This is a genomic window from Nocardia sp. NPDC050175 (assembly GCF_044459885.1).
Classification (GTDB): Bacteria; Actinomycetota; Actinomycetes; order Mycobacteriales; family Mycobacteriaceae; genus Nocardia.
In genome coordinates this window covers 124,124-145,897 of record NZ_JBITJI010000005.1, presented here as the reverse complement: position 1 = coordinate 145,897, position 21,774 = coordinate 124,124, and the positions used below count along the sequence as shown (strand labels likewise).

General features: G+C 67.4%; 20 protein-coding genes and 1 pseudogene. 10 read left to right on the top strand and 11 right to left on the bottom strand.

Annotated elements, in window-relative coordinates; translation table 11 throughout:
- Positions 1-200 precede the first annotated feature (200 nt).
- On the top strand, positions 201-560 hold the full coding sequence (locus tag ACIBK2_RS18400; RefSeq protein ID WP_357379344.1) for a DUF4254 domain-containing protein: 360 nt from the start codon (positions 201-203) through the stop codon (positions 558-560).
- A gap of 210 nt (positions 561-770) precedes the next feature.
- Here ACIBK2_RS18400 and ACIBK2_RS18395 read toward each other — a convergent pair whose 3' ends face one another.
- The 8 genes from ACIBK2_RS18395 to ACIBK2_RS18360 form a co-directional block, all read right to left on the bottom strand.
- Positions 771-4,064 carry a hypothetical protein gene (locus ACIBK2_RS18395; protein ID WP_396968734.1) on the bottom strand — a complete coding sequence of 1,098 codons (3,294 nt, stop codon included), beginning with the start codon at positions 4,062-4,064 and terminating at the stop codon, positions 771-773.
- A 116-nt stretch (positions 4,065-4,180) separates the two neighbouring features.
- A complete protein-coding gene (locus ACIBK2_RS18390) occupies positions 4,181-4,777 on the bottom strand; it encodes a DUF4126 domain-containing protein (protein WP_396968733.1) in 597 nt (198 codons plus the stop codon).
- A gap of 137 nt (positions 4,778-4,914) precedes the next feature.
- The gene (locus ACIBK2_RS18385) at positions 4,915-5,712 is read right to left on the bottom strand and encodes an ABC transporter permease (RefSeq protein ID WP_396968732.1); all 798 of its coding nucleotides are present in this window, start codon (positions 5,710-5,712) and stop codon (positions 4,915-4,917) included.
- 4 nt (positions 5,713-5,716) lie between these two features.
- Positions 5,717-6,613 carry a 2-aminoethylphosphonate ABC transporter permease subunit gene (locus tag ACIBK2_RS18380; RefSeq protein ID WP_396968731.1) on the bottom strand — a complete coding sequence of 299 codons (897 nt, stop codon included), beginning with the start codon at positions 6,611-6,613 and terminating at the stop codon, positions 5,717-5,719.
- A gap of 112 nt (positions 6,614-6,725) precedes the next feature.
- On the bottom strand, positions 6,726-7,916 hold the full coding sequence (locus tag ACIBK2_RS18375; RefSeq protein ID WP_396968730.1) for an ABC transporter ATP-binding protein: 1,191 nt from the start codon (positions 7,914-7,916) through the stop codon (positions 6,726-6,728).
- Between the two features lie 28 nt (positions 7,917-7,944).
- Positions 7,945-9,018 (bottom strand): 2-aminoethylphosphonate ABC transporter substrate-binding protein, encoded by a 1,074-nt coding sequence (locus ACIBK2_RS18370; RefSeq protein ID WP_396968728.1) that lies wholly within the window; start codon positions 9,016-9,018, stop codon positions 7,945-7,947.
- An 83-nt stretch (positions 9,019-9,101) separates the two neighbouring features.
- On the bottom strand, positions 9,102-9,791 hold the full coding sequence (locus ACIBK2_RS18365) for a phosphonatase-like hydrolase (protein WP_396968726.1): 690 nt from the start codon (positions 9,789-9,791) through the stop codon (positions 9,102-9,104).
- An 8-nt stretch (positions 9,792-9,799) separates the two neighbouring features.
- A complete protein-coding gene (locus ACIBK2_RS18360) occupies positions 9,800-10,927 on the bottom strand; it encodes a TIGR03364 family FAD-dependent oxidoreductase (protein WP_396968724.1) in 1,128 nt (375 codons plus the stop codon).
- A gap of 98 nt (positions 10,928-11,025) precedes the next feature.
- On the opposite strand from ACIBK2_RS18360, the gene ACIBK2_RS18355 reads away from it, so the two are divergent.
- Together ACIBK2_RS18355 and ACIBK2_RS18350 are read left to right on the top strand one after the other, a co-directional pair.
- Positions 11,026-11,805, top strand: a complete 780-nt coding sequence (locus ACIBK2_RS18355) for a GntR family transcriptional regulator (protein ID WP_396968722.1) — start codon at positions 11,026-11,028, stop codon at positions 11,803-11,805.
- A gap of 829 nt (positions 11,806-12,634) precedes the next feature.
- A pseudogene (locus ACIBK2_RS18350) lies at positions 12,635-12,872 on the top strand (UTRA domain-containing protein); the annotation flags it as partial.
- Here the strand turns inward: ACIBK2_RS18350 and ACIBK2_RS18345 are convergent.
- Positions 12,817-13,797, bottom strand: a complete 981-nt coding sequence (locus ACIBK2_RS18345; RefSeq protein WP_396968720.1) for a C1 family peptidase — start codon at positions 13,795-13,797, stop codon at positions 12,817-12,819. The pseudogene ACIBK2_RS18350 and the gene ACIBK2_RS18345 sit on opposite strands and share 56 nt — an antisense overlap.
- 140 nt (positions 13,798-13,937) lie before the next feature.
- Here ACIBK2_RS18345 and ACIBK2_RS18340 point away from each other — a divergent pair, with 140 nt between their 5' ends.
- Together ACIBK2_RS18340 and ACIBK2_RS18335 are read left to right on the top strand one after the other, a co-directional pair.
- Positions 13,938-14,579 (top strand): papain-like cysteine protease family protein, encoded by a 642-nt coding sequence (locus tag ACIBK2_RS18340; RefSeq protein WP_396968718.1) that lies wholly within the window; start codon positions 13,938-13,940, stop codon positions 14,577-14,579.
- Positions 14,576-15,157, top strand: coding sequence for a hypothetical protein (locus ACIBK2_RS18335; RefSeq protein WP_396968716.1), 582 nt, complete (start codon positions 14,576-14,578; stop codon positions 15,155-15,157). The genes ACIBK2_RS18340 and ACIBK2_RS18335 overlap by 4 nt, the downstream gene beginning before the upstream one ends.
- A 285-nt stretch (positions 15,158-15,442) precedes the next feature.
- Here ACIBK2_RS18335 and ACIBK2_RS18330 read toward each other — a convergent pair whose 3' ends face one another.
- Positions 15,443-16,453, bottom strand: a complete 1,011-nt coding sequence (locus ACIBK2_RS18330; protein WP_396968714.1) for an LLM class flavin-dependent oxidoreductase — start codon at positions 16,451-16,453, stop codon at positions 15,443-15,445.
- 142 nt (positions 16,454-16,595) lie between these two features.
- Here ACIBK2_RS18330 and map point away from each other — a divergent pair, with 142 nt between their 5' ends.
- The 5 genes from map to ACIBK2_RS18305 all read left to right on the top strand — a co-directional run bounded on the left by map (position 16,596) and on the right by ACIBK2_RS18305 (position 20,496).
- On the top strand, positions 16,596-17,459 hold the full coding sequence (map, locus tag ACIBK2_RS18325; RefSeq protein ID WP_379284638.1) for a type I methionyl aminopeptidase: 864 nt from the start codon (positions 16,596-16,598) through the stop codon (positions 17,457-17,459).
- 100 nt (positions 17,460-17,559) lie between these two features.
- Entirely contained in the window at positions 17,560-19,104 is a 1,545-nt protein-coding gene (locus ACIBK2_RS18320) for a cobyric acid synthase (protein WP_396969218.1), read from the top strand.
- A 95-nt stretch (positions 19,105-19,199) separates the two neighbouring features.
- Entirely contained in the window at positions 19,200-19,496 is a 297-nt protein-coding gene (locus ACIBK2_RS18315; protein ID WP_396968712.1) for an AbrB/MazE/SpoVT family DNA-binding domain-containing protein, read from the top strand.
- Positions 19,493-19,885 (top strand): PIN domain-containing protein, encoded by a 393-nt coding sequence (locus ACIBK2_RS18310; RefSeq protein WP_150405688.1) that lies wholly within the window; start codon positions 19,493-19,495, stop codon positions 19,883-19,885. The genes ACIBK2_RS18315 and ACIBK2_RS18310 overlap by 4 nt, the downstream gene beginning before the upstream one ends.
- 47 nt (positions 19,886-19,932) lie before the next feature.
- Positions 19,933-20,496, top strand: coding sequence for an alpha/beta hydrolase (locus tag ACIBK2_RS18305; RefSeq protein WP_396968710.1), 564 nt, complete (start codon positions 19,933-19,935; stop codon positions 20,494-20,496).
- 84 nt (positions 20,497-20,580) lie between these two features.
- On the opposite strand, the gene ACIBK2_RS18300 is transcribed toward ACIBK2_RS18305, so the two are convergent.
- Positions 20,581-21,618, bottom strand: a complete 1,038-nt coding sequence (locus ACIBK2_RS18300; protein ID WP_396968708.1) for an alpha/beta hydrolase — start codon at positions 21,616-21,618, stop codon at positions 20,581-20,583.
- Between the last annotated feature and the right edge of the window lie 156 nt (positions 21,619-21,774).

Below are 21,774 nucleotides of genomic sequence, written 5' to 3'. Positions count from 1 at the left end.
GCATGATCCAGCTAGCCTAGTTGTGAACAACCGATCCGATGACCGGGATAACCGAATCGAGAGCCAATTATGTTGGTACAAAGCGTGTTGGTGTCGGGCGAACTCGAGGTGCAGATATGAGTGCGCCAACGGTAGGAGTCCTGCCGACTGCTCCGCAGCTATTGTGTGCCTTTCAAGGGCGCCGTTTCCAAGATCGAGAAATGCTGCGTTCCGCGCACGCGCTCGCGGAGCTGCACGCGCGCAGGCAGCAGGTGCGCGATACCACATTGATCGTCGAAATCGACTGCCGCCGCAGCGAACTCGTCGACGATATCAATGATTGGATCGGCAAGGAGATCCCGCAGCACCGCAACGGCGCCTCGCTGCACACGGAAAGCCTCGGTGCGGTGGTGGACCGGATGGCGCGCAGCTGGGTGGACGCGAACCAGGCCATCGACGTCGACGGCGCGCGCAGCGACAATACCCATAAACATTGGTACCACTTGGCAGAACTCGTCGATGGGTACACTGATTTGGTAACCGACGTGGCCGGAGGCCGTCGTCGTTTGCCCGAGCAGTGATCTTTCGACTGACGGATTTCACCGCGATAGTGACACTGCCCCGACAGCGTCGCTTGCACCAAGGCGATGTCCCAGGTTTGTCATCCGACCAGTGACTCCCTCTGGACGATTACGTCGCCTGCACAGTGACGGCGGGCGCAACGGGGCGCCCCGCCCGGCGTGCCGCGTGGTCGACTGGCGCGGCACGCCCGCTGAGAATTTTCTCGGCAATCACTCGGCAATAGTGAAGATCTCGTGCGCCGCCACCCGGACAATGCTCTGCCCGTGCGTGCGCATTCGAGCGAGTAGCTCCAGCCAGGTGGCCGTCCAGCCGAAGTGATTGCCGCACTGCGCGATCAACGTCAGCGCGGTCAACGCGGTCGCACTGTCCACATCGGTGGACAGGTCGCGCGCCACGGTTGCCATGGTCTCGGCATCGACCATCTGCCCGGTCCGCGCCAACTGCATCCGCAGCTGTTCGGCCGGATAGACCACCAGGGCGCCCCGCGCCAGACCACACGCCTGCTGGATCGATCGCGCGCTCGACGCGGTATCGGCCCACCGGATCTGGGCGAGCAGCAGATCGATCGCGAACCGTCGCCACTGCGTCTCGCCCGCCAGCCGCTGGGCCACGACCACCGCCGTCGCGCGCGCCTCATCCGAGCTCGATGCCGAGGCGCCGAGACTGGTGACCAGCGTCGAGAGTCGCTGGCGCGCAGGCAGATCCCGACCGGCGATGACGATGTCCTCGGCGGCGAGCAGTCGATCCACCGCTGCGGGCAGCTCCGCCCGGAAATCCCCGCCGACCAGCACCTGCGCGGCCTGCCGCCACAGCCCAGCCTCACCGAGATCGGCGAGCCTGCGCACGAGCATCTCGCCGGTGTCGGCGGGCGCCCAGCGCTGCCACGCGCTGAGCACCCGCATCGCCTCGGTGGCCAGCTGGACATCGGCGCCGCCCGCCATCTCCCGCACCAACTCGGCCATCTTGCGCCGCTGCGGAATCGGCAGCAGCGCGGGTGTGAGATGCAGGGCCTCGCCCGCTACGGCCGGGTCATGCGAGGCCTCGGCGAGGATCTGCCAGGCCTCGTCCTGGTCGAGCAGCCAGCGGCACGCGAAGACCACTGCGCGTTTGACGTCGCGATGCTGGTTCGGGCGGTCCCAGATCGCCCGGATGGTGGCCATCGCCTCGGGCACGTGCAGTGCCGCGAGCAGCCGCACGCCCTCCTTGAGCGAGGTGATCTTCGGCGAATCCAGCAGTCGCGTGAGCGCGCCGGCGAGGCGATCCGGGGCGATGCTCCTGGCGCGGGAAGCGATGCCGCTCACCGCGACTCGCGCGCGATCGGAGTCGACATACCGGCCGAGGACGCCGATCGCGGCCTCGGCCTCGTCGCTGCGGCCGAGCGCGGTGAGCGCCGCCTCGGCCACCGTCAGCTCGGGGTGATCGGTGTAGCCGACGAGGCGCGCGACGCTACCCGGTAGATGGCCCAATCGCCGGACCGCCCACGTCTTTTCCCACAGCGAGGACTCCTTCGACCGCACCAGTCCGGTGAGTGCTCGCGCGTACAGTTCGACCTGCCGTGGCGTCCAGCCGTCGAAGCCTGCCGAAAAGTCGGGCACCAGACGCACTTTCGGCGTGATGAAGCGGCCAGGTGTGGCACCGCTGAGCACCATGTCGAGCAGATCCGTTCGGCGCGTGGCGATCACGTGCTGCACCCGCGGCAGTGAGATGAGGGAGCGGTCCCGGTTCAGCAGAGTCGCGAGGTGCTCGTCGCGGGTGGCGGGGTTGGCCAGTACCAGGTCAACGGCGCGGTGGATCACGGAGTCGTTGCGCGCGCCGCAGGCCCGCAGCAGGAGCTGCTGCAAGGGCGCGACGTGCCATGCGCGCTCGTTCAGCCCCATGGCGAGGCCGAGCGTGAGGCTCCACTCATCGCGCACCGCGTCGCCGTCCAGCCGCCGACGCAGTGCCGCGAATAGTCGATGTTCCGCGCCGTGCGGCAGATTACGGTCCAGGCCCCACAGTGAAATCGAGCTGGCATGCGCCGCAAGGCTTTCGATCAGCCGCAGCGCCGACTCCGTGCGGGCCGGGTCGTCGGCGCGGGCACCGTGCACCAGCAGCCCGCGCGCCAGCACACCGACCGCGTCGGTGGTCATCGACGATCGGTCGCGGGCTTGCAGCGCGTCTGTCGCCAGGATCTCCAGCGCGGGCAGGTGTTCGGCGCGCAGCAGCGTCGGCGGGATCTGATTGATTGCCTGTAACGCGGTGCGCCGCACCGGGTCCTGCTCATTGCGCAGGCGACGCAGCGATTCGAGCAGCGTGCCGACCACCGCGGGATCACGGCTGCCGATGGCCGCGACGATCAGCAGCGGATAGGCCTCGGCGCGCTCGTCGGCCGTTGGGCGGCGGATGCTTTCGTGCAGGACGGGTTCGGCTTCCTCCCACGACAACCGGGCGATCAGCCGCTCCCGAACCGGCCGATCATCGGAACCTCCTTGACGAGAAAGCAATTCACGGGCAAGCGTCGCTCGATCGTCCCGGGGCAGGCTGTCGAGCGCGTCGAGATCGACCTGCGCGGCATCGACGCCGGGTCGGATGAACACCTGCCGCACCAGCTCAGTGCGCCGGCTCGGCGGCAGGGCATGCAGGAATCGTCGCCGGTGATAGCTGGAATACGCGGCGCACACGGCGATCAGCCGATCTTCGGGGAGCTCGCGCAAGGCCAGGAACACCGCGCGTCCGGCGAGGCAGTTGCCGCGACCGCTCGGATGCAGGATCAGTTCGACGACGGCATCGGAGGCGTGCCGAGTCAACTTGCCCGCGATCGCGTCCAGGCCGCGGATCTGCACGTACCGCACTGCCTGCGCGGCCAGCGCCAGCAGGCGGTCGGGGTCGTGCAGCGCGAAGGCGCCCGCTCCGGCGGCGATGCGCGGCCACAGCTCGGGCCAGTCGGACTCACCCGCCTGTGCTGCCAGGTCGGTCAGATAGGTGAGCACCGCCTCGGTGTGCCTGCGGCTCAACGTCTGCCAGTTCGGCGCGGTGTAGGCGAACTCGGGCAGTTGCTCGACGACGAGCCGGGGCGAGCAATAGGGCAGAATCCGCGCCGCCTCGGCGTCCCCGAACAGGCGCCGGACCTCGGGCAGCAAGCCATCGGCAAGGCCTGCGTCGCGGGTGCGGCGACCGACCGCGCGATACAGCACCTGCCGCGTCCGGTGCGCCATCCGCGGCAACCGCTCGACCAGCAGTTGGGGCTCGACACCGAGCCGGACCAGCGCGACCACCGCGCGCGACACGAACTCCTGACCCGTCGAATCCAGTTGCCCGACAAGATGTTCGCGGTCGGCGGCGATCGAGGCCAGATGAATCGACAGGATCCGCTCGTAGCGACCCCGCCCCGCCAGATCGGTCACCAGCGCGCCGAGTTCCGCGGTACCGGCCAACCGCAACGCCACCGCCGCGATGGCCCGCCGCCGCTGCGGTGCGGACAACGGCTCGATGTCCTTCACTAGCTTCGTCGCCGGTGCTGCCATTGTTGGACCGCCAACCTTCTCTCAGATGCGGAGGGAACCCCCGTAGTGGTTGTGAGGATATGTCGCGCACAGCGGGTTTCGCCGGACCGAGATCTAAAACGGCACCCGCCCGGCGGTCAGAACGCGGCTGCGCTGCGTGCCTCCCGGCGCTGTCTGCGGCGGCGCAGGTAGCGGCGGATGCGGGTGGCGAGGAACGACAGCAGCAGCAATCCGATCACCAGCAGCACGCCCGCGATGATGGCCGCGGGGAGCGGGTGGAAGATCGCGAGGGTCACCAGGCCTGCGACGGAGACGTCTTCGGCGGTGCTCGTCACGATATTGGTGACCGGTTCCGGCGAGGTGTTGATCGCCATCCGGGTGCCCGCCTTGACCAGGTGGCTCGCCAGCGCGGTCACGCCGCCGACCGCGCCCACCGCGAGCTCGGGCAGCGAACCATCTTGTCCCGCAAGCAATGCCGCGACGACGGCGCCGGCTGCGGGCCGGACCACGGTGTGGAACGAATCCCAGAACGAATCGAAGTACGGGATCTTGTCGGCGACCGCCTCGATCAAGAACAAGACCGCGGCGGCGATCAGCACGTCGGTGCGCTGCAGGGCGTCCGGCACCGCATCGGAGAGGCCGGTGCGGCCGAACAGCCCGAGCAGCAGCACCACAGCGTAGGCGTTGACCCCGCTCGCCCAACTCGCGGTGAAGATCAAGGGAAGTGCTGACACGTCGCCATCCTAGGTCGACTCGCGACCCCGCGCCCGGACCGCCGCGCGCCGCAAGACGCCCGCACCACCCCTGATTTCCGGCACCGGGAATCGCATGCAATTCCCGGTGCGGGGAATCAGGAGACGTGCGGCTGCGGTCAGCGCACGGCGGCGCGGCTGCGTACGCGGCCGAGGAGGATGAGCGCTACGAGGGTGACCAGGACCAGGAGCGTGGTGCTCGCGGCGGCGTCGAAGACCTCGCCGCGGTCGGTTTCGGCGAAGATGCCGACCGGCAGCGTCTTCCAGGTGGCCGGATAGACCATGATGGTGGCGCCGAGTTCGCCCATGGACAGGGCCACGGCGAGTCCCGCGGCCGCGCCGAGTGCCGGCAGCAGCAGTGGCAGCGTGACCTGGCAGAGCACGCGGATGGGACTGGCGCCGAGCGATTCCGCGGCCTCGCGGTAACCGGGGTCGAGGCGGTCGAGGGCGGCGGCGACCGCGCTGAACGCGTAGGCCAGCACGAGCACCGAATGGGCAAGGATGACAATCCATTTGGTGCCGCCGAGCAGCACGGGGCGCTCGTTGAACGCGATCAGCACGCCGAGGCCGATGGCCACCGACGGCACCGCGACCGGCAGATGGAACACCGCGTCGGTGCAGCGCCGCCACCAGCCGGGCGCCTCCCGCGAGGCCAGCGCCGCCCAGGTGCCGAGGATCAGCGAGACGGCACCGGCCAGCAGCGCGGTCTGCAGGCTCACCGAGAGGCTGGCCGCCTGCTCGCCGGACAGCGCGCGCCCGAAGTTGGCGAAGCCAAGGTCCGACGGCAGCGGGCCGGTCCAGTGCCCGGCGAACGCGGCCCCGACGACGGTGGCGATCGGCGCGACGAACACCACGAACACGACGAGCGCGAAGACGGCGAGCACGATGGCCCGGCCGCGCTTGGTCCACATCAACATCGCGTCAGTGCCCCTTCCTGGCCATGAACCGGGCGAAGATCAGCCGGTAGCCGATGTACAGCGTGAGCGACAGCAGCACCTGGACCGAGGCGAGCACCGCCGCGCCGGGTAGGTCGAAGGTGACGATGCCGCGGGTGTAGATCAGCGCGGGCAGCGTGATCACGCCCTTGGCACCGGTGAACAGGACGATGCCGAACTCGTTGAGCGTCAACAGCAATACCAGGCTGCCGCCCGCCGCGAGCGCGGGCCACGCCTCTGGCAACACCACCTGGCGCAGCACCCGCCACGGCGATGCGCCGAGACTCGCTGCCACGTCGAGTTGTTCGCGCGGCAGTTGGGCGAACGCGGCGAGCAGCGGGCGTACGACGAACGGCGTGAAAAAGGTGATCTCGGCGAGGATTACGCCGAGCGGGGTGCTCAGGAAGTTCAGGGTCGGTTCGTTGTTGCCGGTGAGGTGGGTGATGAGCGCGTTCACCGCGCCCGCCGTGCCGTAGAGGAAGGTGAACGCCAGCGTGACGAGAAACGACGGCAGCGTCAGCACGGTATCGATGAGCCGACCCACCACCTGCGACCCGGGAAACGGCACGAAGGCCAGCACGATCGCCAGAAACGTGCCGAGCACTAGGCAGCCCGCGACCGAGCTCACCGCGATGAACACGGTGCGCCACAACGCATCCCGGAACGACTCGGAACCGAGCACCTGCGACCAGACCGACGTGCCCCTGCCGGTCGGCGTCACCGTCGACTCGGCGAGCACCCGCACGATCGGGTACACGGCGATGAACAGTACGACCAGCAGCGGCGGCAGACTCCACAGCACCGGCTTCCAGTTGCGCTGGCGCGCAGGCTGACTCGCTGGCTCAGGCGCTGCGATCGGATCGAGGACCGCGGGGATGCTCATGACTGCCCGCCTTCCACTGACCCGCCGCACACCCCGTGATCTCCCGCACAGCGAATCGCGTGCGATTGCGTGTGCGGGAAGTCAGCAGGCGTGCGCGAACTCTGGTTGCGCGTCATTGCGGGACCTCGATGGGGGTGGTGCGGCCGACCGGGCGCGGGATCAACACTCCGGCCGGATCCGGGAAGCGGACGCCGACCACGGCACCGATGGCGGTGTCGACCTGGCCGGGGACGTCGGCGGTGACCTCGTCGGCCAAGCCGTCGACCGCCACGGTCAGGCGGGTGGAGGCGCCGCGCCAGACGGCGGAGACCACCATGCCGCGCAGCGCGTCGCGCTCGGAGGTCGCGCCGATGCGCACGGTGTGCGGGCGCACGCACAGCAGGGCGGGGGCGTCGAGAACCCAGTTCTCTTGGCCGACACCGGGTGTGGGTGCCTCCGCGCGCAGGGTCTGAGTGCCGACGGTGACCAGGGCCGACCCGCCCGAGAGGCGGTTCACCTTGCACGGCAGCAGATTCGCGCCGCCGAGGAACGCGGCGGTGAAGTCGCTGGGCGGACGCCGCCAGAGGTTGTCTGCGGTGTCGATATCGACCAGGCGCGAGTCGCGCATGACCGCGATGCGGTCGGCCAGCGCGAGTGCCTCGGACTGGTCGTGCGTGACGTACAGCATCGCCGTGTCCGGCAAGGCCTTTCGTAGCTGCTGCAGCTCGCCGAGCATGGACTGGCGCAGTTGCGCGTCCAGCGCGGCGAGCGGCTCGTCCAGCAGCAGCACCTTGGGCCGGATGGCGAGGGCCCTGGCGATCGCCACCCGCTGCTGCTGGCCGCCGGACAGTTCTCTCGGCAGCCGCTTGGCGTAGGCGTCCATGCCGACCATGGCCAGCGCCTCGGTCACCCTGGCGCCGATCTCGTTGCGCGGCACCCGATGTGACTTCAACCCGAAGGCGACATTGCCGTGCACGCTCATATGCGGGAACAGCGCGTAAGACTGCACGACAACGCCGATCCCGCGTTTGGCGGGCGACAGGTCGGTGACGTCGCGCCCGGCCAGCCGGACCGCGCCCGAGGTGGGCCGGACGAATCCGGCCAGGGCCTTGAGCGCGGTCGACTTGCCGGAGCCGCTCGGTCCGAGCAGGGCGACGGTCTCGCCCGCGGCGACGCGCAGCGTGAAATCGGCCAGCGCGACAGTGGTTTTGCGGCCGCTGCGGTAGCTGACTCCAACCCGATCGAACACGATCGCCGGTTCGGTGGCGGCGGGTAGAGACGGGGCGGTGGTGGATGATTTCGTGAGCGCGTCACCGGTGGACATGTCGACTCCCTTAGTGGTTGACGGCGTTTCAGCTACCGGTGGCCTTCTGGTACGCGGCGATGTCGCCGTCCAAGTCGGTGAGCACCTTGTTCCAATCGACCGGAAGCACCTCGACACCCTTGAGCGCCGCACTCGGCGACGGGCCCGATCCGGTGACCGGGGCGTCGCGCAGTTCCGCGCGGGCGGGCACCGCGAAAGCGTCCGGGCCCAGCGTCTTCTGCACCTCGGCGGAGAGCAGGAACTCCATCAGCTTCGTCGCGTCGGACTTGTGCGGGGCACCCTTGGCCAGGCCCATTACGTAGGGGACCGCGACGGTCGACTTCTTGCCGTCGGCGGCGGCCGGGAAGAAGACGCTGAACTTCGACGCCTTGTCCTTGATGGTGCTGAGGTTCATCTGCACATCGCCGTTGGCGACGTTCAGCTCACCCTTGTCCACCTTGGCCTGCAGCTTGCCCGTCGAGGAGGACGGCCCGACATTGTTGGCCTGCAGCTTGTTCAGGTAGTCCAGCGCGCCCTGCTTACCGAGCAGCTTCTGCAGCAGGATCAGCACGGCGGTGCCGTCACCGGCCTGGCCGGGCGTCGAATACTGCAGCTTGCCCTTGAATTCCGGCTTCAGCAGGTCGTCCCAGGTGAGCTTGGTGGCGTCGACCGACGGGTTGGCGATGAAGCACAGGTAGTTGTTGGCCAGCGTGACGTACTTGCCCTCGGCGTCCTTGTCGGTCGCGGGGACGGTGCTGGTGTCGACGCCGCTGTCCTGCAGCAGCCCACTGGCTTTCGCCTTCTGGATGAACGGCGGCAGCGTCACGAGCACGTCGGCCTGCGGGTTGGCCTGCTCCTTGTCGACCCGGTTGACGACCTCGCCGGAGCCCGCCTCGACCAGGTTGACCGCGATCCCGGTCTGCTTCTGGAACGCCGCGAACTGGGTCTGGTACCAGGGGCCGACACCGTCGGCGGAGTAGACCGTGACGGTCTTGCCGCTGGCGCTCTCGGTGCCGGTGCCGCCACAGGCCGCGGTGGCCGCGACGGCGGTCGCGGTCGCGACGACCAGCGCGGTACGGGCGAGGGTGCGTGCCAGCTCGGCCGGCTTGTACGAAGTACGCACGATGACTACAACTTTCGGTTCGTGAGGAGTGTCGGAGTCGGAGGGGTGGGTGGACCGTCGGCGGCGCGGGCCGGTCGACGGAGTCAGGTGTGCTCGGCGAGCACCAGGTCGGCGAACTCGACCACCGAGGGCACGACATGGGTGGCGCCCGCCGCGCGCAGCTGCGCGTCGTCGTGCGCGCCGGTGAGTGTGCCCGCGACGATCCGCGCGCCCGCGGCCAAGCCGGTGGTGATGTCGCTGGTCGTATCGCCGAGCACCGCAACACGATGCACGGCATCGGCCTGCAAGCGCAGCAGCGCGGTGAGGACCATGTCGGGGTAGGGGCGCCCACGCCCGGCGTCGGAGGGGGCCAGCGTGAGGTCGGCGATGTCTTTCCAGTCCAGTGCGTGCAGCAGGCGGTCCTGGGTGCCCCGGCTGAAACCGGTGGTGAGCGCGACCTTGACACCGGCGTCGCGCAGCTTCGTAATAGCCTCGGCCGCACCGGGAATCGGAGTGATGTCGACCTCGTCGATCAACGCCTCGTAGGCGGCCTCGAAGGCCAGGTTGGCCTCCTGGGCCCGGTCTTCGTCGCTCAGCAGCGCACGGAAGACGGTGATCTTCGACTGACCCATCGTGTCCAGCACGTACTTTCGGGCCCGTTCACGTTCCGGCCCCTCGGCGTCGATGCCCGCCGCGGTGGCGGCGGCGTCGAACGCGCGCAGCACCAGTCCGCCGTCGGCGACGGTGGTGCCTGCCATGTCCAGCACGGCCAATTGAATGGTGTTGTCAGACAACGCAATCCTCACAAGTTCAGCAGGTCGGCGGTTTGCTCGCCGAGCGCGGGGCCAAGGGTCATGCCGCGGCCGCCGGGGCCGGTGATCACCCAGGTGTGCTCGCCGGCCTCGGCGCGGGTGACGAGCGCGGTCGGGTCGAGGCTCTGGCTGTACACGCCGGCCCAGCGCCGAACCACCTGCGGCAGTTTGCGTCCGAGCAGTTCCTCGGTGACGGCGGTGAGGTGCTCGTAGGGCGCCTCGTCCACGTCGAACGCGAACGGCTCGTCGTACTCGTGGGTGTCGCCGATGGTGAGCCCGCCGTGCAGCCGCTGCACGCAGAGCAGCTGCATCTTGTGCTCGGCGGCGGTAGCCGATTGGGACTGTTCGCGATTCAGCGTGTCCACCTCGTCGCCCGCGAAACCGGGGTAGTAGCGGAAGCTGTCACCGTCGGCGATGGCGGTGGTGAGCGGCTCGCCGAGCGGCGCGGTCTGCATCATCTGCAGCCGGACCCGGCGCACCGGCAGGTCGTCGACCAGTTCGCGGGCGAGGCCGCTGTGTGCGGCGCCGGGGCAGGCGAGCACCAGGTCGGCGTCGAAGCGGCGGCCCTGATCGTCGCGCACGGTGGCGCCGGCGGCGGTGTCGATGACCGACCTGGCCTCGGTGCCTGCGTGGAAGGTGTAGCGGCCGGTGGCCGCCAGGTAGGCGCGCAGTGCGGGCAGCGCCTGCCGCGACTCGACCGCGGCGTCGGTCGAACAGTGCAGTCCGGCAAAGAATTTGCCGCGCAGCGCCGGGTTGATCGCCCGGACCTGCTCCGGTTCGAGCAATTCGAACCCACGGGCCTCGGCCGAGGCGCTTGCCGCGGCGGCTTCGGCGACGGCCAGCTCGACGGGGGTGCGGACCAGCGTGATGGAGCCGTTGGCGCGGAACCCGACGCCGGGGACCTGGCCGCCGATCTCCTCCCACAGCTCGCGGGAGCGCAGTGTCAGCGCCAATTCGGCGGCCGAGCGCCCCGAGACCCAGACCAGGCCGAAGTTGCGTACCGTGGCGCCGCGGGCCTCGGTCTCCCGCTCCAACTGCACGACCTCGTGACCGCGGCGGACGGCGGCCAGGGCGTGTGCGGTGCCGAGGATCCCACCTCCGATGATGACCAATCGCATGGTCCCTATGGTGCACATTGGTCTAGACCAAGGGGTGTTTCCTGCGCAAACGCCAGGTTAACAATTGGTATAGACCAATTGTGGGTATGCTGTGCCACATGGAAGCAACGGAGGTGGACGGGGTCGGCGCCGCGGTGGCACCCGACGAGATACCCGGCGGGCGTGCCGAATTCGCGCTGCCCGACCGGCTGCCGAAGTCGTATCGCGTGCGCACCGAGCTCGAAACGATCCTCAGCGATCTGGCCGAGGGCGATCCGGTGCCCTCGGAACGCGATCTGGCGGTCCGGTTCGAGGTGGCGCGAGAGACCGTCCGCCAGGCGCTGCGAGATCTGCTGGTGGAGGGCCGAATTCGCCGACAAGGCCGCGGCACCGTGGTGTCCCGCCCGAAGATGGTGCAGCCCTTGTCGCTTCGCTCCTACACCGAGGGCGCCATCAGCTACGGCCGCGTCCCCGGCCGCCTGCTCGTCAGCTGGGACGACGTGCCCGCCGACGCCGACACCGCCCGCGATCTCGCTGTGCCGGTGGGCACTTCGGTCATGCACCTGGAACGAGTACTGCTGGCCGACGGCGAACGCATCGGCCTGGAGAGCACCTTCCTCCCGCTGCACCGCTTCGCCGGCCTGCGCGCCACCTACGACCCGACCACCTCGCTGTACGCCGCGGTCCGCGGTTCGGGTGTGATCTTCGGCCGCGCCACCGAACGCATCGAAACCGTCCTCGCCTCCCCCCGAGAAGCCGCGCTCCTCGAATGCACCACGGCCCTACCACTTTTGCTGCTACACCGTCGCAGCCAGGATGCCGCAGGCGACCCGATCGAGCGAGTCCGCGGCCTCTACCGCGGCGACCGCATCGCTTTTGAAGCCCACCTCACCAAATAGAGCGGCTCGCGACCAGCAGCTATTTACAACTGTCGGAAAAAAGGGGGAGCCCCAGGTCGCATACCTTGGCAGAGGCCGGCCTGGGGCGTTCATGAACAAGGCTAGCATTGTCCGGTGGCCTTCACCTGCTCCGGAACGCAGTGGACCGCGAATTATCTGTGTATGCGGAGGAATCCAAGCGGAAGCTGCCATGGTTCCTCTGTCCGTCGATTACCGGCGAGGCGACCGAGGCAATCACTCGCAGTATCGAGGCGACCAGAACGCGCCTACGAAACATCAGCCCTGCTCGGGATTCTCGGGACCAGATCGTAGCGGGGCAGACGTTTGGATTCTGGAGCGAATTGTTCGGTGGTAAGCACGATGCCCGTGGACACATTGGTCGTTCCCGCACAATCTGCGTGGAGCTTGTACGAGAAATGTTTCGCGTACATCTGCCCGCCCGCTCGGAACTTCCGGCCGGCGACATACCTGGCGTTCTATGCCGACAAGGAGATAAAACCGGCGGTTCCGCGGATCCTGTATCACCGAGACAACGTCGAATGGACGGCGGCTGAGGCGGCCAGATTGGCTGGTCTGCAAGGGGATTCATACCGGAACGATCGTAAGATCGGCACGTTGATCAGCGCGAGTCGGTCTCTCGGTCCCTGGACCGACGGTCGATATCAAGTCTTTCTGCTGAGCGGGAACGGCGATCCGAGTCACATCCAGTGGAAAGCTGGGATCCCGCACCGCCAAGTCGGTCGTGGTTCGGCCTTCGTCCAACGGCATCGTTATCTGTCGCATCATTCCCTGCAGTCGGCCAGCGATACCAGTCAGCTGAAGTAGGCAGGCCGCTACCGAACACATCGAAACGGTGCTCGCCTCCCCGCGTGAGGCTGCGCTGCTCGAATGCACCACGGCCCTACCGCTATTGCTGCCGCAGCCTGGACGTCGACGGCGACCCGATCGAGCGGGTCCGCGGTCTTTACCGCGGCGACCGGATCGCCTTCGAAGCGCACCGCACCAAGTGGCTCAGGCGGGGAGTAGTCGGCCCATTGAGTGGATTTCGTTCACGTCGGCGCTGGTGATGAAAGACCAAGGGGCGGTGAAGAAGCCGTTCTTGGCCCAGTTCGGGCCCCAGGAATTCTCGATTGTCACCCCTTTTGCGTCGTAGGCGACGATGGTGACTTCGTGGCCGCCCAGGATTTTCTCGTTGGGGGAGGGGTTGTAGTTGTCATTGGTGCTGTCGAGGTCCTCGAAGCTCTCTCTGACGTCGAATCCGAAGGGGACCGGCAGGCCGGAGGCGATCGCTTTCTTGATGTTGGTGACGATGTCGCCCTTGGTGAGATCGAGTGCTCCGGACAGTTTGTAATGGGCGGCGTTCGCGCGTTCCTTCGCGTCGGGCTGGGTCGTGTAGTCGAAATCGCCTTGCCAGTAATCGGATTTCGTATCGATGCCCTGCTGCTGCTCGATCGGTAACGCGACTCCGGCATAGGTGCCTTGATCGTTACCCTGGGCGATCTGCGCGTAGATGAACATTGGGGCCATCGGGTCGCCCGCGATCTGCTGCTCGTTCATCAGCACGCCGTACCCGGTGTATCCGGTCGCCCAGGTGACGCACGATCCGACCTGACCCTGATCGCCCGCGGGTAAAGCGTACTGGCGCAGCGAATACGAGGCGGGTGGTGCACCGATCGTGCCCACCTGAACCGGCAGCGCCGAACCGACGGTGGTGTCCCGGCTCAGGCTGTCGTGGGCGGCCGCGCGGTCGAGTCCGAACGCATGGTGCTTGAGCTGCGGGGCGGGTACGTCCGGGGCGGCGTGCGCGGTGGCGGATACCGCGAGTCCGATTCCCAGGGCTGATACGAAGGCGGTGGACAAGCGCGAATAATGCAAGGTTCCTCCTGCTGAGCCCCCATGATCCATCGCTTCTGGATGGAATGATCGGTGAACTGAACAGGGAGTGTTCCACGGCATTTCGGCGGCGACAATATAAAAGTCAGCCTGATTCATTTAAGTCGTTGTTAACGGCGATGTCTCGCAAGTAAATTCACCCAAGTCGCCCAAATGCCCTGTGATTCGATGCGGCGGTATTGCGGCCGAGTGTGCGGATATGTAGCGTGCCATGGTATTTCCGCTCGGAAGGATGAGGCGTGGCGTCGAAATGGAAGTTGTTCTGCTGCCTGGTCGCGGTATTCCTCGCCTTCGCGCTGCACGGCTCCGCTGCGGCCGAGCCGGGTCCCGCGGTCGGGCATCCGCACGGTTTGGTGGTGACGCCGAACCTGCCCTGGGTTCCGGAACCGCGCAGCGCCGTCTTCGGTGCGCAGACGCTGCCCTATCTGCAACAGACCCAGACTGCGGATCAGTGGTGCTGGGCTGCCGATGGGTCGTCGATAGCGACGTATTTGCACCGGCCGATAAGTCAGAATCGGTACTGCGCACTGGTACACGGCGTCAGCGCGGAGGGCGCCTGCCCCAACGAGGAGGCCTCGCTCGAGCAGATCGCCTCGGCTTTTCGGGGGATCGGCTTCGACGCGGCGGTCGGCGCGCCCTTGTCGATGACGAAGGTCGTCGACGAGATCTCGGCAGATCGGCCGATCCTCACCGGCATCGCGTGGGCGGCCGGTGGCGGGCACGCGCAGGTGATCTACGGCTTCGACGTGGATGCGGGCACCATTACCTACGGAGATCCCTGGCCGTCCTCGCGGCGCAGCGTCACGCAGTCGATCGACTCCTACACCCGGAATTCGGACTGGACGTGGTTCGGCGAGGATTACGGCATCGCGCTCCGATGAGCGCACCGGTCTCGCGCGTCGCGATCGGCCTGTGCGCTGTCGGTCTGGCCTTGTCGGGTTGTGCGAATGACGGTCCACCCGCGACAGCGTGGGAGAGCGAGCCGGACAACGGTGCCATCGACCGCGCGATCGATACTCCGGCGGCGCAGCGCCTCGCGGGATCGTTCCTTCGATCGGTGGATGCGTCGAATGATGTCGGGGCCGCGGTATTTCGGCGGGATGGCACACCGGTCACGGTCTACGCGACCGATCCGGCGTCCCGCGACGAGCCAACCCTCGAGCGCGCCGGAAAGAAGTCCTATATCGCGGTCCCGGTGCACGTAGCCGGACGCAGTGCCACCGACACAGTGCAGTTGGAACCGTCGCCGCCGTATCTACCACGAGCCATGGCAACGGGAGTGGAAGAGACGAGCCAACCACATGCTGCCGAGGTCCGGCTCCTACTCGACTATCCGACCCACACTTGGTTCGCCTGGACGCAAACCCGGGTCACCGTGATCTCCTCGGGGACGACCCCCGCATTGGCAGGCAAAGAATTCGACAGCGCGCAGTTCCACGCCTGGCTCCAATCCCGTTGACCCACCATCGTCGCCGGTGTCGGCAGCCACCGCATCGCCTTCGAAGGACACCTCACCCGCGCCGCGCGTCTTTTCGCCCGCCGCGCAGAAAACAGCCAGCAATTTCGTACGCGTGACGCGATGATGTGCGCCGCACTGAGCCGCGCACCGACTGGCGTGCCGCGCACCGACTGGCGCGGCGCGCACCGACTGGCGTGCCGCGCATCTTGTTGCTTGCCGCGCACAGAATCGTCAGCGATTTCGTGCGCGGGGGGCCAAAGTGTGCGCGGCTCAAGGGGTTTCCGCTCAGCTGACCTGCGGTGCGACCTTTGCGCCGAGCAATTCGATGTTGTGCAGCACGTTTTCGTGCGGCAGGGTGCCGACGCTGGTGTGCAGCATGAAGCGGTCGAGGCCGAGGGTGTCGCGGATGTCGGCGATCTTCTCGGCGACGTAGTCGGGGGTGCCGACGAACAGCGAGCCCTCTTTCGAGCGCAGGCCATCGAACTGGGCCTTGGTCATCGGGCCCCAACCGCGTTCCCGGCCGATGACGCTCATGGCGAGGGCGTACGGCTCGTAGAAGTCGGCGACCGCCTGCTCGTCGGTGTCGGCGATGTAGCCGTGCGCGTGCACCGCGACCGGCTGCTTCTCATGGCCGCCCTCGGCGAGCGCGCGGTGGTACAGATCGACCAGCGGCTTGAAGCGGGCGGGCTGGCCGCCGATGATCGCGATGGCCAGCGGCAGGCCGAGCAGTCCGGCACGAACCACCGATTCGGGGCTACCGCCCACGGCGATCCAGACCGGCAGCGGCCGGTTGTCGGTGCGCGGGTAGACGGTGGCGTTGCGCAGCGGCGCGCGGAACTTGCCGTTCCAGGTGACCGGCTCGTCCTCGCGGATGTGCAGCAGCAGGGCCAGCTTCTCCTCGAAGAGCTCGTCGTAGTCCGACAGGTCGTAACCGAACAATGGAAACGACTCCGTGAAGGAGCCGCGGCCGGCCATGAGCTCCGCGCGACCGTTGGACAGTCCGTCCAGGGTCGCGAAATCCTGGTACACCCGTACCGGATCATCCGAGCTCAGCACGGTGACCGCGCTGGTCAGCTGGATCTTCTCGGTCCGCGCCGCGATGGCGGCCAGCACCATTGCGGGCGAGGAGGCGGCGAAATCCTTGCGATGATGCTCGCCGACGCCATAGACGTCCAGTCCGGCCTGGTCGGTGGCGACGGCTTCCTCGACCACCTGGCGCAACCGCTCGGCCGCCGTCGGCGCGGGCCGGTCGCCGACCGGATACAACTCGGCGAAGGTCGTGAGTCCCAATTCCACGGTCGAGCCTCTTTCCTCAGTAGTGTCGATGTCAACCAATACCGTAAACGGACCGCAGTCCGTAGGTATTCCGCCTGGCCTCCGCCATCGCGTCGGTCTGGCGCTCGAGCACGCGCGGCGAGCTCCGATTACGCTGTTCGCTATGTCTGTCCGCACTCGCAAGCCGCTCGTCCCCGGCACCCAGTCGCCCACCCGCGAGGTCCCGCGCACCATCGAGCGCCCGGAGTACGCGTGGAAGAAGACCGTCAACGAGGGCCGCGAGCCCTGGGTGCAGACGGCCGAGACGATCGACAAGATGCGGATCGCGAGCAAGATCGCGGCGCAGGCGCTGGAAGAGGCGGGCAAGGCGGTGGCGCCCGGCGTCACCACCGACGAGCTGGACCGGATCGCGCACGAGTACATGTGCGACCACGGCGCGTACCCGTCCACCCTGGGCTACAAGGGCTTTCCGAAGTCCTGCTGCACCTCGCTGAACGAGGTCATCTGCCACGGGATTCCGGACTCCACGGTGATCGAGGACGGCGACATCGTCAATATCGACGTCACCGCCTATATCCACGGCGTGCACGGCGACACCAACAAGACCTACCTGGCCGGCGACGTGGACGAGGACGTCCGGCTGCTCGTCGAGCGGACCGAAGAGGCCACCCTGCGGGCGATCAAGGCGGTCCGGCCCGGCCGGGCGTTGAACGTGATCGGGCGCGTGATCGAGTCCTACGCCAACCGATTCGGCTACGGCGTGGTCCGCGACTTCACCGGGCACGGCGTCGGCCCCACCTTCCACAGCGGCCTGGTCATCCTGCATTACGACCAGCCCGCCATCGAGTCGATCATCGAACCCGGCATGACCTTCACCATCGAGCCGATGATCAACCTGGGCGGTATCGACTACGAAATCTGGAATGACGGCTGGACCGTGGTCACCAAGGACCGCAAGTGGACGGCTCAGTTCGAGCACACCCTGGTGGTCACCGACACCGGCGCGGAAATCCTCACGCTGCCGTGACGCAGCCCAACAGTCGCACGCTTCTTGATTTCCGGCACCCGAAATCGCATGCGAATTCCGGTGCGGCACATCAGAAGGCGTGCGGCTGTCGGTCGGCGCGGTGAAGGGCGCGCTGCTCGTCGCGGGGACCACCTCGGACGCGGGCAAAAGCGTTGTGGTGGCGGGCATCTGCCGGATGCTGGCGCGGCGTGGGGTGCGGGTAGCGCCGTTCAAGGCGCAGAACATGTCGAACAACTCCGTCGTCACCCTCGACGGCGGCGAGATCGGGCGGGCGCAGGCCCTGCAGGCGCAGGCGTGCGGGCTCGAGCCGAGCGTACGGTTCAACCCAGTGCTGTTGAAGCCGGGCAGTGATCGGCGCTCGCAGCTGGTGGTGCGGGGCAAGGCGGTCGGCACGGTTGGCGCGCGCGACTACTTCCAGCATCGGCAGCGGTTGCGCGAGGTGGTCGCCGCCGAACTCGCCTCGCTGCGGGCTGAATTCGATGTGGTGATCTGCGAGGGCGCTGGTTCGCCAGCTGAAATCAATCTGCGGGCAACGGATCTGGCGAACATGGGCCTCGCGCAGCCCGCCCGCCTCCCGGTGCTGCTCGTCGGCGATATCGATCGCGGCGGCGTGCTCGCCCATCTCTTCGGCACCGTCGCCATCCTGGAACCCGAAGACCAGCAACTGATTTCCGGGTTCGTGATCAACAAGTTCCGCGGCGACGTCGAACTGCTCCGCCCCGGCCTGGATCGACTGACCGAGTTGACCGGCCGACCCACCCTGGGCGTGCTCCCGTACGCCGAGGACCTCTGGATCGACGCCGAGGACTCGCTGAGCACCGTCGCGGACGCACCCGTCGGTCGTCCGCGCCCACCGGTCGGCACCGAGTGGCTGACCGTCGCCGCCATCCGCCTGCCACGCATCTCCAACTCCACCGACATCGAGGCGTTGGCCTGCGAGCCAGGGGTTTCGGTGCGCTGGGCGAGCGAGCCGTCCCGGCTGACCGAGGCCGACCTCGTCGTGCTGCCCGGCAGCAAGGCGACCGTGTCGGACCTGGAGTGGCTGCGGCGCAACGGAATTGCCGACGCCCTGCGCGCCCGTGCCTCGGCGGGCCGTCCGATCCTCGGCATCTGCGGCGGCTACCAGATGCTGGGCAAGCGGATCGTCGACCCGATCGAGTCGGGCGCGGGAACCGTCGACGGACTGGGCCTGCTCGACTTGGAGATCGAATTCGCCGATCCGAAAGTGTTGCGCCACAGCAGTGGCCACGACGCGACGGGAATCCCGGTGCACGGCTACGAGATTCACCACGGACGAGTGGTCGGCAACGGCGATCCCGCCTGGCTCGACCTCGACGGGGCGCCGGAAGGCAGTGTGCGCGGCGCACTCTGGGGTACCCACCTGCACGGCCTGCTCGAATCGGACGAATTCCGCCGCACCTGGCTACGTTCGGTGGCCGCCGCGGCCGGACGAACGGGTTTCGTTGTCGCCGAAGCCACTTCCGTCGCTGACGTCCGCTCGACCCAACTCGACCTACTCGCCGACCTGATCGAGAACCACCTCGATCTAGCCCAGCTGGACCGCCTGCTCACCGACGGCGCACCCCTCGAGCTGCCCACCCTGGCGACCCAGGCGCTCCCCACCTCGGCAACCTCGCGTACCTGAACTGTTGACGCGACGTACGCCGCCCCTTACCTTTCAGTAAGGAATTCGGCTCCGGGTAAGGCGCGGGTCGGTGGGCGTGGGAGAAGCACGGGTCGGTGAGCGAAGTGGCAGCAGACAAGAAGACCAGCGGCAGGGCGGGAAACGTGGTGTCCGCGACCGTGACCAGCAAGGGACAGATCACCATACCGATCGACGTTCGGGTCGCGATGGGTCTGCGTGCCGGGGTCCGGGTCGCCTTCGTGCCCACTGTCAACGGTACTTACGAACTGGTGCCGGAGACCCGAACCATCAAGTCGCTCAAGGGCATAGTCGGCTGGTCCGGCTCGCCGATAGGCCTCGACCAGATGAACGAGGCGATCACCGGAAACGTCGTGGAAGGCAAGCAGAAATGATCGGTCTGGACGCCAATGTGCTGATCCGCTACCTCACCCAGGACGATCCGGAGCAGTCCGCGCGCGCCAATCAGGTGATCGACGGACTCAGCGAGAGCCGTCCCGGTTACGTGACGATGATCGTGCTCGCGGAGATCCACTGGGTGCTGCGCCGCGGCTACAAGCAGGACCCGGAGGCGGTCACCGACGTGCTGCTCGGCCTGCTCGATTCGACCGAGATCGTGGTCGAGCGCGCCGACACCGTGCGTCAGGCGTTGCGTCAGGCCGCCGACGGCGCGGATTTCGCCGACGCGCTCATCCAGCAATTGGGCCAGGAGGCGGGCTGCGACCTCACCGTCACCTTCGACCACAACGCCGGCGAACGCGCGGGTATGCGGCTACTGGCCTGACAAGAAGACAGGACTTCGTTCAGGAGACCCGTGTAGCGTCATTCGGCATGAAATCTCGGCAGATCACGGTGGGCGATCGGGCATGGACCGTGCGGGTAGACGGCCCGGAAACCCGGCACAGCGTGCTGTTGCTGCCCGACGCGAATGACCCGGCGGACGTTTACGACCAGGTATGTGCTCGATTGCACAATTCGGATCTGCGGACGGTGGTGCTGGAGTCCATCGACGGCCTCGACGCCGCGGGCGTCACCGCGATCCTGGACCAGATCGGCGTGCCGTGGGCGAACGTGGCCGCGCGCGGCACCGGCGCGGAACTGGCGTGGCGAGCGTGCGCGGCCGGCTTCGGCCGCTTCATCAGCCTCGTGGTGGCCGATCACGGCCATCCGGCGGCTCCGGGTCCGGACGGCACCGTGGCCGACGCCACGATCCGTCCAGTGGAGTTGCCGACCACGGTGCTGGTGACCAAGAACCTGCCCCGCTCGGTAGCCGACGCCTCCGGCCGCTTCGTCTACGGCGAGTTCAGGGTGGTCGACATCGACGTCACCAATGTGGCGACCGAGGCCGACCACGAGCTGGCGACCGAGATCGTGCTACGCACCAGCACTTGGTGAGCCGGACTTGGCCCGGTAAACCGTGAGCGAGCGTAGCGAGTGAACCAATAACACAGCGCCCATGGCGCAAGACGGAACCGAGCGTCAGCGAGGTGCAGTCTTGAGCCAGTCCAGCCAGCTGTCGAGTTCGGCGAAGGCGTGTGCCAGCGGCTCGGCCGAGGACAGGAACACGTCGTGCTTGGCCCCGTCGATCGGCACGATGTTGGTCCGGTCGCCCAGGCAGCCCGACCAGCGCTGAATCTGCTTGACGTCCAACACCGCATCGGCCACGTCGACGGCGGGGCCGTAGCGGCGGGCGAACTTCGTCATCCTGGACCGCAGGATCAGCGACGGAACGCCGATGTCGAGCCCGGCGTGCAGCTGCGCGTGGCCGTTACGGATCGCGCGCAGCCAGCCGAACCGAATCGGGAAGCCGTGCAACGGTTTCCAGTCCAGGTTGTAATCCCATTCGCCTGCCACGCTCTGATGCAGGCTGTCGCCGTAGGTGCTGACCTTCGCGCTGGGCAGCTGGAACTGCTTCCGAAAACGGCCGATTCCCTTGATGATCGGCGTCCCGACGGTCCGGTAGTAGGACGGCCCGTGCAGATCGAACCAGGGGCTGTTCAACACCAGACCGGCGATCCCGGCCGCCGCGGTGCCACCCGCTCGATTGAGTCGATCCAGCCACAGCGGCAGGATCAGTCCGCCGGTCGAATGCGCGTTCAAAACGACCGGAGCGCCGGTCTCTTCCCGAACGATTCGCAATGCTTCGTTCAACTCGTCGTCATACAGTGCGAGATCGGTCACATAATGCGGTGTCTGCCCGTCGCGCAGTGACCGTCCGCACTTACGCAGATCGAGTGCGTAGAAGTGGTACCCCAGTGCCGCGAAATGCTCCGCGAGATGTTCCTGAAAGAAGTAGTCGGTGAACCCGTGCACATAGAGCACGGCCCCCGCGGTGGCCTCGACCTCGCCGCCCGGCAGATAGCGCACCAAGGTGGCCACTGCCTCGCCTTCTCCATCGGGATCGGGCCCGAAAGTCAGCGTGCGCTGCTGGTACTTCTCGCCGAGGACATCGGCTTTCCACTGGCCATCGCCCTGGGTGTCGGTTTTCGGAGCGGCAAGTGAAGTTTCCTTTGTCACATACACAATCTAGGTCACATTCGGCGGGTTCGGCGCGGGGGATCGACGTGGTGAGGTGCACAATTGGGGCTAGGTGAACGGCGGGTAACCTAACTCCCGCCATGGTTTACGAACCCGAACCGAGGCAATAACACGCAAGCACCGTGCCCAGGCAGG

Bases quoted from the DNA above. Each gene is read 5' to 3' on its own strand.
- ACIBK2_RS18380 (WP_396968731.1), bottom strand. From the start codon at position 6,613: ATGAGCATCCCCGCGGTCCTCGATCCGATCGCAGCGCCTGAGCCAGCG.
- ACIBK2_RS18375 (WP_396968730.1), bottom strand. From the start codon at position 7,916: ATGTCCACCGGTGACGCGCTCACGAAATCATCCACCACCGCCCCGTCT.
- ACIBK2_RS18360 (WP_396968724.1), bottom strand. From the start codon at position 10,927: ATGCGATTGGTCATCATCGGAGGTGGGATCCTCGGCACCGCACACGCC.
- ACIBK2_RS18345 (WP_396968720.1), bottom strand. From the start codon at position 13,797: ATGAATCAGGCTGACTTTTATATTGTCGCCGCCGAAATGCCGTGGAAC.
- ACIBK2_RS18355 (WP_396968722.1), top strand. From the start codon at position 11,026: ATGGAAGCAACGGAGGTGGACGGGGTCGGCGCCGCGGTGGCACCCGAC.
- ACIBK2_RS18400 (WP_357379344.1), top strand. From the start codon at position 201: ATGCTGCGTTCCGCGCACGCGCTCGCGGAGCTGCACGCGCGCAGGCAG.
- ACIBK2_RS18395 (WP_396968734.1), bottom strand. From the start codon at position 4,064: ATGGCAGCACCGGCGACGAAGCTAGTGAAGGACATCGAGCCGTTGTCC.
- ACIBK2_RS18385 (WP_396968732.1), bottom strand. From the start codon at position 5,712: ATGTTGATGTGGACCAAGCGCGGCCGGGCCATCGTGCTCGCCGTCTTC.
- ACIBK2_RS18335 (WP_396968716.1), top strand. From the start codon at position 14,576: ATGAGCGCACCGGTCTCGCGCGTCGCGATCGGCCTGTGCGCTGTCGGT.
- ACIBK2_RS18310 (WP_150405688.1), top strand. From the start codon at position 19,493: ATGATCGGTCTGGACGCCAATGTGCTGATCCGCTACCTCACCCAGGAC.
- map (WP_379284638.1), top strand. From the start codon at position 16,596: ATGTCTGTCCGCACTCGCAAGCCGCTCGTCCCCGGCACCCAGTCGCCC.
- ACIBK2_RS18305 (WP_396968710.1), top strand. From the start codon at position 19,933: ATGAAATCTCGGCAGATCACGGTGGGCGATCGGGCATGGACCGTGCGG.